The 11,274-nt window shown below is 39.4% G+C and carries 10 protein-coding genes; 6 read left to right on the top strand and 4 right to left on the bottom strand.

The annotated features are described in order from the left end of the window. Positions 1-295: 295 nt before the first annotated feature. From Q4Q54_RS17660 to Q4Q54_RS17645, 4 genes are all read left to right on the top strand, one after another. Positions 296-865, top strand: a complete 570-nt coding sequence (locus tag Q4Q54_RS17660; protein ID WP_311989139.1) for a TetR/AcrR family transcriptional regulator — start codon at positions 296-298, stop codon at positions 863-865. A 425-nt stretch (positions 866-1,290) separates the two neighbouring features. Then, positions 1,291-2,109, top strand: coding sequence for a hypothetical protein (locus Q4Q54_RS17655; RefSeq protein ID WP_311989137.1), 819 nt, complete (start codon positions 1,291-1,293; stop codon positions 2,107-2,109). A gap of 310 nt (positions 2,110-2,419) precedes the next feature. Next, entirely contained in the window at positions 2,420-2,653 is a 234-nt protein-coding gene (locus Q4Q54_RS17650) for a hypothetical protein (RefSeq protein WP_311989136.1), read from the top strand. 350 nt (positions 2,654-3,003) lie between these two features. Next, positions 3,004-3,426 carry a BLUF domain-containing protein gene (locus Q4Q54_RS17645; RefSeq protein ID WP_311989135.1) on the top strand — a complete coding sequence of 141 codons (423 nt, stop codon included), beginning with the start codon at positions 3,004-3,006 and terminating at the stop codon, positions 3,424-3,426. A 186-nt stretch (positions 3,427-3,612) separates the two neighbouring features. On the opposite strand, the gene Q4Q54_RS17640 is transcribed toward Q4Q54_RS17645, so the two are convergent. Then, positions 3,613-4,875 (bottom strand): type II toxin-antitoxin system HipA family toxin, encoded by a 1,263-nt coding sequence (locus Q4Q54_RS17640; protein WP_311989134.1) that lies wholly within the window; start codon positions 4,873-4,875, stop codon positions 3,613-3,615. After that, positions 4,872-5,219 carry a helix-turn-helix domain-containing protein gene (locus Q4Q54_RS17635; RefSeq protein ID WP_115334829.1) on the bottom strand — a complete coding sequence of 116 codons (348 nt, stop codon included), beginning with the start codon at positions 5,217-5,219 and terminating at the stop codon, positions 4,872-4,874. The genes Q4Q54_RS17640 and Q4Q54_RS17635 overlap by 4 nt, the downstream gene beginning before the upstream one ends. Before the next feature lie 706 nt (positions 5,220-5,925). On the opposite strand from Q4Q54_RS17635, the gene Q4Q54_RS17630 reads away from it, so the two are divergent. Continuing rightward, positions 5,926-6,417, top strand: coding sequence for a VOC family protein (locus Q4Q54_RS17630; RefSeq protein ID WP_006087343.1), 492 nt, complete (start codon positions 5,926-5,928; stop codon positions 6,415-6,417). Positions 6,418-6,530: 113 nt separating this feature from the next. Here Q4Q54_RS17630 and Q4Q54_RS17625 read toward each other — a convergent pair whose 3' ends face one another. Then, positions 6,531-7,469: a LysR family transcriptional regulator gene (locus tag Q4Q54_RS17625; protein ID WP_006087342.1), complete on the bottom strand. Its 939-nt coding sequence runs from the start codon at positions 7,467-7,469 to the stop codon at positions 6,531-6,533. A 1,284-nt stretch (positions 7,470-8,753) separates the two neighbouring features. After that, entirely contained in the window at positions 8,754-9,647 is an 894-nt protein-coding gene (locus Q4Q54_RS17620) for a LysR family transcriptional regulator (RefSeq protein ID WP_012196890.1), read from the bottom strand. Between the two features lie 134 nt (positions 9,648-9,781). Here Q4Q54_RS17620 and Q4Q54_RS17615 point away from each other — a divergent pair, with 134 nt between their 5' ends. After that, a complete protein-coding gene (locus Q4Q54_RS17615; protein ID WP_311989133.1) occupies positions 9,782-10,387 on the top strand; it encodes a short chain dehydrogenase in 606 nt (201 codons plus the stop codon). Positions 10,388-11,274 lie beyond the last annotated feature (887 nt).

Here is an 11,274-nt window from a genome sequence, read left to right as displayed (position 1 = left end):
TGCAGATCCCATATTTAGAATTTTCTGGACTATTGGCAAGTTTTCATTATTTCTCTGTATAAATTATCGCCGAGGAATAGAATTTTTTGAAAAACGGTATGTTATATCACTACTTTTAAATGAGGTTACTGATTTAATTTATTATTTTTTTAACGCCAGAATTAGTAATGATTGGATATAGATAGATCTTTGATTAAGTAATTTTTTAATAAAAATGATGCTTTACATAATGTTGCAGAATAAAATAGTACAAGGCCAATGCTACCTTGGTTGTTTTTATTTTTAAGGATTTAATATGTTATCTAAGAGAGATAGAATTTTAGAAGCCGCAGAGAAGATCGTTGTATTAAACGGGTTTGATGGACTATCGATGCAATTGATAGCAAAAGAAGCCGGGATTTCGGCCGGAACTATATATTTACATTTCACTTGCAAAGATGATTTGATTATATCACTTAGGGAAAAGGTAATAACAACAATTTCACAAAAAGTCCTTGGCGGTATAAAAAGTGAGAACTCATCTTGGGATAATTATCGTATTGTATGGTTTAATATTTTAACACTTGCTAAAGAAAGAAATGCCGATCAACTCAGCTTTGAACAATACTTAAAAATCCCTGGCACATCAGATGAAAAATCGAATGAATACGAGAAATTGCTTTTCTCTCCTCTTTATGATTTATATCAAAAAGCAATAATTAAAGGTGAAGTAATTGATGTTGGTATCAATTACTTAATTGCCCTATCTTTAGAGTCAGCAGTTGCATTGGCTCGATACTTGAGAAGGGATGCGATTGAATATGATGCTATTCAATTAAATGAAATTTGCCGATTAAGTTGGCGTGCTATTTGTGTGAATAAATAATGTATCACATTTACTTATACACTAAGATTTAAATGTCAATATGAAAAGAGAATCGTAATATTGTGATTTTTATGACTAACGGAATGAATAAGATACTTGCCCCTTGACTAGCTTAATGGCTCTGAATTTTAACAAAAAACGAGCATAAAGATAAATTAAAAGCTGTTAATTTTAACATTTTGTAGGCGATGATCATGAGTGCAGGTGTTAAAAAGCGAGAAAATATGGTGCTTGTTATGCATTTTATTAGTTAAGATAAAAAGTAATAGATGGTGAAATTAATTACAAATACACATTTTTTGATGGCTAAATTAGCTATTAAAATAAACAAAGAAAACAGTATGTCTCATTAGCTCATGCTAGATTATACCGTTTTAACTTATGTCGTGTTCATGATGTAAGTATCAAATATATTAGGAGGACAATTGAAAAAATTCAGCGCGGCAATAATATCGACTACCCTGTGTATACCTTTTGCGGTCGTGGCTGAGGAACAAACTCAGTGGCATTACAGCTTAGGTGGTCATGATTTTGCAGTACAGGATTCTCACACATTAGGTGTGAATGTAAGCTTGCTAATCGATCATAAAACCCAAAACAACATCTTGTTTGCAGCATCGATTGACGCTTATGTTGACGTGGATGTTGATAAACTCGATCCTGATCATATTCCTCTTTGGTTTAAATCAGATTACTCAATAGGAAGTGAGCTATATCGCCTCAGTTCCGAATATTCATTTGATTGGCAGTTCGATTTGCAAGGCAAGCGTAATACCGTCAGTTCTGTTGAAAAACAAATTAAGGTATTCCCTGGAATTGCGGCTAACTTTGAAGGACAGCAATTACAGGCTCAATTAAAAGTGGGGGCGGGTTATTACTCACTTGAAATCGATGATGATGTACCAAGGACAAGAGGTTACGATAGAGGTGATTTTGGTAACGATGGCTTTGCCTATAGCTTTATGGGCCGATTAGGCGTTGATTTGACTGATAAGTTACATATGCAAGTTGCCGTACAAACTTGGCAAGACAGTGAGCAGTGGTTAGAGAATCAATACCGACTTGAGCTAAGCTATCAGACTGATTTTTTAGGTTTTGGTGATCAGTTAGTACTGTACACGGAACACACTCAATACAATTTAGATAATTATGCAAAAATGGATGTAAATTCGACCGGATATTTGCCAATTCTACCTTGGGATAATGATACTTTAGTACGTTTAAGCTTAATAATACCATGGTAAAAAAATGAGCAATAACTTTAACTTAGAAACTATAAGTGTTTGTATATGCTATTTATTATGGTTTCTTTGTTGTTGATTTTAATGCTGGTCATTAGTTGTTTAATCGAGCAAAAATAGTTTGTGATGTGTTGGGGTGTCGTAGAATACTTTTTTATGCGTTTCGATGCAAAATGACGGGTAATTTTCTGCAAGGCTTTACTACTCATATAGTGCTTGGGCTTAAAAATTTCCATTATTCAGCTCAATGATAATGAAGTCATCAATAGTCACTTTAAGTAAGTCAATATTTGGTAAGTATCTACGAGAAGTTATGAATTATATTAATAGAAACACCCTGACAGAGTTAGATTTACATTGGTTTCGTAAATTTAAAGCCAGTAAGAATCTTGATACGTTATCAATACAAGTGACTGGTGCGGAACGTAAAATTAAACAAGATGCTGCACTTTCTCACCGTGAGAAGTTTGATAACCTAACGTCGATTAATACAGCGTTTTGTCTTCGTGAAACTGAAATAAAACGACTCACCGGAGATTGGTCTTAAACTGGACGTTGTTGAACAAAGCTGTTGCGCGGCACTTAACTGTGATTCAGCTAAATGTGTAAGCCTGCCAGTACCTGCTAGACTTAAAAGATGTGATGGAACACTACTATGACAAGGATATTTCAATGCAACTTTTACAAATTAAGCAATCCAATCAATTCAGAATGCTCGATACGATAGAACCTGCCTCAAAAAATTCAAATTCCTATAGCATTAAGCATACCAATTAATTGTGATTTGGCTGCGGCCAAGTCCAACAAACGATTTATGCCCTGCAAACAGCGCAGCGCATAAAAAATAAAGCGTTAGGGTAAATTTAACTTCAATCAACCAAAAGGGACGTAAGCACAATGCTGTTTGAATTACTTTATACGAGTATCGCACCGGCAGGTTTATCAGAAACTGAACTTTTAAGCATATTAGAAAAAGCCAGAGCAAAAAACAAAGCTTCAGGTATAACAGGAATGCTGGTTTATCATAATCGGGAGATAATGCAAATTCTTGAGGGTGAAGAACTCAACGTCAGGGCTCTTTTTCAAACTATTTTTAAGGACGAAAGACATACTAGTGTCGAAGTTTTTTATCAGGGGAATATTGACCATAGAGCATTTTCTGAATGGTCTATGGCATTTAAAGTGCTCGATGAAAATACAGTCAGAAAAATGTTAATTGGGTATGAAAATTTCAATCCCGAAAAATCACCTATCAGTATGATTGCGGATAGTCCGAATCGAGGTAAGAGAACATTTCTGAAAATGCGAGATTCGCTGTAAGAAAACTTGTGTTTCTAAAGGTTCTATCCAAACAACCGACTTAATTTGAATCTCACGAATTATAGTAAAAATCTAACGCGCTTTGTCCAAAAGCGAGCTAGTGAGTCATTCTACCAGACTGATTCACACTGATACCCCCGATGTTACAACCGAAATCAATATTGTTATTGGGGCTGATATCATTAGCTAGCAGAGGATTTTAAAGTCGTTATGTAGTTTGGCCCAATGAGCTTTTAATATCGCTTTATGCTCTTCATGCATGGGGAGTTCAGCAAGTGCCTCTGGCCAAAGAGTACGGGCTTGTTGCATGGCATCCAGTAAATGAGCCTTTATTGCAGGCCATGGTAGGCCTGTTCTCGTTGCCCATGCTTGGAAGTTGGTGATATCAATGGCGTACCATAGCTTTTGTTTATTCATGTTGAGGGCAATGGCGGTTTCGCCTTCTATGTAGGGTAAGGTGCTCACAATATCGTAAGCGGGTGAGAGTATCGCATTTTGGGTATCTGGGTAGATAACACTCCAATTTTTTAAGTGGGCATCACCGTTGGCGAGCAAGATATTAGCCAGCAATCGCCTTGCCATTTGCTGCACGTCTTTTAGTCCATTGTAGCTGCTCATGTATAGAGCTTTCGCGATGGCTTCGTAGTTGTATTTTCCGTATTTATCATGGGCGTAAACTTCGAATATTTGGGCAAAGTCCTCTGCATGAATGCGGCCTGTATCACTGCGGTCAAAGCGTTTAATTGCGTATGCCGTTGGTTCATCTGGGAGTTTGATGTTAGGTAGAATATCCAATGCATTAAGTGAAATGAGCTCAATTTCAGGGATATTCACCCCGATTATTTGTGCCAACTTCATTGCAGTGTATTCATTTTGCGGGACATTGCGATGTACTGTTGAAGGCGTCTTGATAATCCAACTATCTCGGCCATCTTGATCGGCATTTATGTTGAATCGTCCATCGTTTCTGCTTGTCGAGAATTTCATTTGAACACCAGCAAGTGAGAACTTATTACTGGTGTGGGTGATGTCGATTACGATAGCTTCTGTTCTTTCCCGTGGTGATAGTGCCCAGGCTGGAATATCTTCTTTTGCTATGGCTGATGCGATTAAGCCGCCGGGAAGATTGTTCCCCACCCATGCCAGTATGGGAAATTCGTTGTTTTCATGTACTTTTAGCGCGGCTGACATCCAATGCCGCAATGCGCCCTCGGGGAGCAAGTTGGACAGCACCGATGATAATCTTTGTGTTCTGACTTGTATTTTATCGATGTAGTGGGGGTCTAGCAGTTGGGTGAGCGTTAATGTTGGTCGAAGTGCTTTTGGCATCGCGATATATTCAGGGTCAAATTTCAGAATGTTTTTACCCCCAGAATAATGGGTGAGTATCGCAATCCGTTGATGATTTAAATAAAGCGTGAGGGCCTCTACTGATTCAGTCGGTTTCATAGGTTATCTTCTTTATCATCAACTGAATGTAGGACCTTATCCCAAGATGTGCCCGTCTCTCTCGTTAAGTTGTTAGGCGAATGACGGTCAATTTCTGGTTCTAAAGTTGCTTGGTTAATGAGTGCTTTTACTGCACTTATGTGCTGTTTAGGAACGAGCATCATTTCAAGATTTAATCCTTCCAAGACTCTCAGTAATGTCGATAAGCGAGTATCACTGCCACTTTCTATTCGTTGGTATTGTTGCTGTGACATACCAATGTTCAGCAGCATGTCTTTCTGACTTAGTGCCAATTCTTCTCGGTAGTGCTTGAGTTCTGTGGCTAATTCGCTGAGGTGCTTCATGGTGTTGGCTCGGTTATCTTTTTCTTATAAACATCATATTAGTTGTTATTTACTATTGATTACAACTAATGAGATGTTTATTTGTATAAATACAACCAATTTGTTGTTTATGCGTATGGATACAACATATTAGTTGTATATGTGACGTTGATATCGGATTGGATTTTGTCATAGATGAGGTGGTTGTCGCGGGCTACATTATGGCCGCGCTGGTGTGTGTGATTAGGCCGGCTTGATTGTGTAGACATTGAAGAGTCGTTATTTAACACCACACTTCTGGGACAAAACCTTATTAGCCAGATTCGGATTAGCTATTTTATTAGTAACGCCTCTTTGGGCTACAAACTAATCAACTCTCGATATCACCAGTTGGAATAGGCATAACAGGGATATGAATCAGTTCTCTAGAGATCTGATTCATGCTAAGGCAAAAAAAAGCCCCGTTGAAAGGAAGAAACGGGGCGAAATGGGTCTGCTTTAAGGTCAGCATGAATCAGTCTGGTGTAGAGTGATTCACTGGCTCATTTTTGGACATTTTCGTGCTAGCCTAGATCGCGCTGAGGCGGCGATATGTAACACCTTACCTTTATTATAACTTAAAATTATCATTTTTATAAATATCGATAATTTTAATTGCTAATGATTAAGCCATATATTCCATTCCATCGAAACGATAGTTACAAAAAGAAATGTATTGGAGCACATTATGAAAATGAATCACGTAGGTATTATGGTTGGTGATATGGACAAAGCGGTTGAATTCTATACTAAAGCGCTAGGTCTTCGTATTGTAATGAACAAGACTAAAGTGATTGAAGAACGAGAATCTGCGATTGGCCGTATGTGCATTGCGGTATTCGGTGAAGGTTTTAAAGGCTTTAACATCGCTCACTTGGTAACAACAGATGGTATCGGCGTTGAACTGTTTGAGATGAAAGATCGTCAAGAACGTCATGAAGTAGACTTCGCTCGCCTAGGTATCTTCCACTTCTGCTTACAGCTACCTAAAGAGCAGTTTGATACAGCAATCAAACGTGTTGAAGAGTATGGCGGTAAAGTTCGGATGGACATCATGCGTTACCATCCAGAAAACGAGCTAAAACAAGCACAAATGGTTTATCTGGAAGACCCGTTTGGCAACCTGTTTGAGTTCTACTCACATTCTTACGAAGACACTTACGCTTCAGACTATGAATAAGTAAATACGTAAAACAAAAGGTTGGCTCTGATGCCAACCTTTTTGTATTCATTCCTAGGTCAGATATAAGATCAAAAAGCTAATAGCTTCTGAATAGTAGTTCTTAACTTACATCAACCAATATCAAAAGAGTTCTCGATAACTTTAATGATCTGTTCATAACGCCTAGCAAGTGGTGAATTAAGTTTGCTAACCAAGTACACAGGCTCCTGTATCTCTGCGGTAATATTGAATATTTTTAGCTGTTCTTTGGCTGCGAACAGGTTGACGCACCATCGAGGAACCACCGTAAAACCGATACCCTTAGCTATAGGAACCAATATTTGATGCACTTGGTTAATGTAGCTTTGTGTCGAAACATTCTCTAAATCGACCAAACTAAGTAAATCATTGTGGGCTTGATTAACATAAGTTTGGAAATAGTGAGCCAAATCTGGATGACGAACTACTCCCAACTCCATTAACAATTCATTTATAGATAAGTTTTCGTCTGCGGAAAGTGGCAGCACAAGAGCAAGACACTCCGCACCAATAATACGGCTCGCAAAATATTTAGGATTGGGTTCTTTTGTCACTAAACCTATATCCAATTTTCCCTGTAGTACTTGCTCAAATATACGTTGGTTTGGTGTTGCTTCTAACTCAATGGATAAGTCTGGATAACTCGTTTGCAAAGAAAGTAATTCTGAATAAATCAACCAGGCGAAAGTTCCCGAACAGCCAATAGTACAGCGACCTCGGAAAGGTTCGTCGTGTGCCAAATTCTGTAATAGTTCAGACTCTTCTTCAAAATGTTTGACAGCATAATCGTAAACTTTACGCCCATAGATTGTTAACTCAAACTTTTTGTTAAATCTCTTTATTAGAGGATAACCGCATGCAGCTTCTAGTTTATTTATGTGCTGGCTTACCCCAGGTTGCGTCATGTGGAGCAATTCGGCCGTTTTGGTGAAGTGTCCAACATCGACCAATGTTTTAAAAGTGTTAAGCCAAATAGGATTGAGCATAGTTAGAAACCAATAATTATTAATAAATACATTTTCAATAATCATTAATTATACTGAAAATCACCCTTTGTGTCCCTATCGCTCAGAGAGAACCACAAACTCATGACGAACTTCAACCAGAGAGAGTCAAATAGGTTAATGAAAAGATTTAGAGATTAGATTACAAAACGGCTAATAATTTTATAAAGGCTGACTTTTACGGATAACTTGAGGTAGGGCAAATACGCACTAGCAGTATGAGTTAGGGGTTCTACTCTAACCAAGAATAGGGCAAAGATTTGTTAGCCCAAAGCTCATGAAAAATGATCGCGTTCGCGCGTGAACCAGACTAGGCAAGTCTGATTCAATGTAACGGTTTATCAAATCCCTCATGATCACACCTTACTCTTTGGTAGTCATTACATTATGTATCTCAAATTATCAGATAACAAATGCCTGAACTTCGAGCTGCGGCAAACTTTGGGTAGAAGTGGGTTAAAGCCATCTATCGGGTCTAATTGCATCGTGATTTGAATATTTACAGGTTAAGTTAAGACTAATCCAGTTCAATCGTGCGTTCGGTTTAACCTATTCTTAGACCACTTTTTTCACCTGCAGACGTGTCACTCGATCACCTTACGCTTCATACCATGTAGTCAGCTTTAACCAATCCCAATGAACTTCATGAGCTGTGGGCTGTAATACGTTAATGCCGGTGATCTATGTCGCCGGTACCTAAGGGTGTTGTTCCGTCTGGTCCTATGATCCTGCTGTGTTTACCTGCCGATGTGTCCGCTAATCTCACGCTGGCTAAATAGTCTTTGTGAGGCAGGGAGATTTAGTTAGGCGGATAAGTGTTGATACCTAGCATCAATGTGCATGTTTACGTTTTGTCAGCTGCTTTACCTGCAGGTGCGTTAGTCGTTCAAGCATTTGCTGATGATTGTGGGTGCAGCTGGCATTGATAGGGCTTTGTGCGACGATGGCGAGTGAGAATAGCGCACGTTTTCTTAGCCTTAGTTGTTACTGGTATGTTATTTGGGGATAGGGGGGGGGCACCATTAGGGTTCAACCGTGCTTCGATGCGGCCTAGATAATCCCTAGATCTCCTCAAAAAGTTGGGAGCACTCAAACCCATGCAGCGGTAGGGCTACAGGCGAGTCATTGCATCAACCCTACAGGAGGATGCAATGACGTGTTTTTGTTTTTTTGATGTTAATTATTTCCGCTCGAATAGGTCAGGGGAATTGCGAGATTTTGAGCTGTCTAGTGTGAGCTCTAAGCGCTCAATCTACACAACAGTTCGGGACATAAGCGTGTTAGTTGTCCATCCTTAGAAGATAGTGCAACCTATGTGAGATATTTTTCTTTTAACAGAGAAACAATCCATTTCTGTAGCGGATCATTGCTATACCTGGGATGCCATGCAGCGATAACATCAAATGGCTCAGGTGACTCGCTCATTACTATTTGTGTCACGTTTAATCCTTCTACCGCTCTAGAAGGCAAGAAAGCAATAGAATCCGTTGTTTCAAGGTAAAGTGGAACTACGGAAAAACAAGGTGCAGATACAACGACATTACGCTCTAAACCAAACTGCTTGAACCAATCATCTATTGATCCTTTAAAATTAGGTCTGGATGGTGAAGCAATAATCGTCGGATAGCTTGCTATCTCTTTTAATGAGGGATTTACTTTAGAAATCGTTGAATGATTTGATGTTATGCATATATGGTGTTCTTCAAACAACTTAATTACTGGGTAAGGTTTAGGTATATAGTCAGGAAATGCTATCGCTAGGTTCACTTTCCCGCTTTCCATTAAGTCATTTAACCTATCTAATTCAAAATCTCTAACAATGATTTTTAAGTTCGGCGATTTAAGTCTCAATGTCGCAATTAACTGTGGTAGAACGATTTGTTGTGCATAGTCTGTTGCTGTTATGACATAGGTTCCTAGAACCGTTGTTGGATCAAATACTTTGGGAGACAGAAGCTCCTGAAATCCTCTAAGCAGTTTGTCGATTTCTCGCGATAATTCTTCTGCTAAAGGCGTTGGTACAAAACCATTAGTTTTTCGAAGAAACAATCGATCTTCAAATACGTCCCTTAATTTCTTAAGTTGCTCACTAACGGCTTGTTGGGTAAGCCCTAGCTGACTAGCTGCCTTCGATGCGCTTTGCTCACGAATTAACGCCTGAAAAACTCTGAGCTGTTTAATATCCAACCTATCAAGCTTGTTCATTCGAGTCCCCTTCTTGCTGAACAACTCATTACCAATTTTTATTGTATCACTTACAAAGAAATGTTGTTTCTAATTGTTTTTATCTCGCACTAACATAGCCCTTGTCGAAACAAATCAGCAAGACGGAGAGAGTCATGAAAACAGTAATTCTAATTGGCGCTTTAGGTAAGATGGGACAAGCTGCTTTATCTGGTTTAGGTAACCATAAAGTTATTACCGCAGGACGCTCTGGTGATGTAGATCATATCGTTGACATTACAGATGAAAACTCTATCAGAGCCTTATACGAGAAAGTAGGTCACTTTGACGCTGTAGTAAACACGGTTGGTTTTTGTGAATATGCCAGTTTTGCCGATATGACAGAGTCACAATGGATGGCAACGGTTATGAGCAAAATGATGGGACAAATAAGCCTTGTTCGTATTGGGCAAGATTATATCGCAGATAATGGTTCATTCACCCTAATTAGCGGCATTTTAAATGTTAAACCAATCCCTTATGCAATTGCGGATGCAACAACAAGTGGTGCAATCGATACCTTTGTTAAGTGTGTCGCACACGAAATGCCAAGAGGGACGCGAATCAACGTCGTAAATCCAACTGTACTTGAGGAAGCATGGGAGGTTTATGGTGAAATGATGCCTGGCTTCGAGCCAGTGCCAGGTAAACTAGTAGGTAAGGCGTTTGAAAGGTCAGTTGATGGTTTTATCAATGGTGAAGTCTTGTTCGTTGATGCTTAGCTGATACTTAACTTCTCGTTAAGAAGCACGCCTTTCAACGGCGTGTTTTTTACGTTAATAGAGTACTTACGTTAGCAAGCTTTGGTCGGATAAGCGGCACTTGTTACCTAGTGCCGCTCTCCAAGAACCGTACGTGCAACTTTCACAGCATACGGCTCAAGCCTCCACTAAGGCGTATTACGTTTGCCAGCTGTTTTACCTGCAGATGTATTAGTCGTTTAGGCATTTGCTAATGTCTGTGGGTGCAGCCTGCATTGATAGGGCAGATATTGACGTGCTGTGCGACGATGACAAGTGAGAATTCTACACGTTTTCTTAGTTGCAGTTATTGCTGATATGTTATGTGGTGATAGGGGGATTACACCATTAGGGTTCAACAGTTCTTCGGTGCGGCCTAGATAATCCCTAGATCCCCTCAAAAAGTTGGGAGCACTCAAACCTATGCAGCAGTAGGGCTACAGGCGAGTCGTTGCATCAACCCTAGAGGAGGATGCAACGACTCGCTTTTGTTGCTTTTGTGTTAACGATTGAGGGGCGTAAAGGGTAGGGCAAAAGGTGAGTTTTTTGGTAGTTCTGGGTGAATTGATGGCGCCTAAATGGATCCTTCTATTCGGCTCACGGTTTAGGTCGTTGCCTCATCCTGCTTGGGTGCTATCCGCTCGCCGTTTTTGGTCATTAAAAGCAGGCAAAGTGGGATGATCTGCACACTGTTTCTGAGTGATTGAACGCGTTTTTAGGCTCATGCTGCCTTAGTTTGAATTGTTATTGATATGTTTTAATTCAATGGGTGTTGTTCAGTGTGTTGCACCAATATGGTTCAACCGTTTTTCGATGCGGCCTAGATAATCCCTAGATAGCCTCAAAAAGTTGGGAGCACTCTAGCCCAT

It is taken from the genome of Shewanella sp. SP2S2-4, assembly GCF_031932025.1.
GTDB classification, from domain to species: domain Bacteria; phylum Pseudomonadota; class Gammaproteobacteria; order Enterobacterales; family Shewanellaceae; genus Shewanella; species Shewanella baltica.
This window is presented reverse-complemented; position numbering and strand designations above follow the sequence as displayed.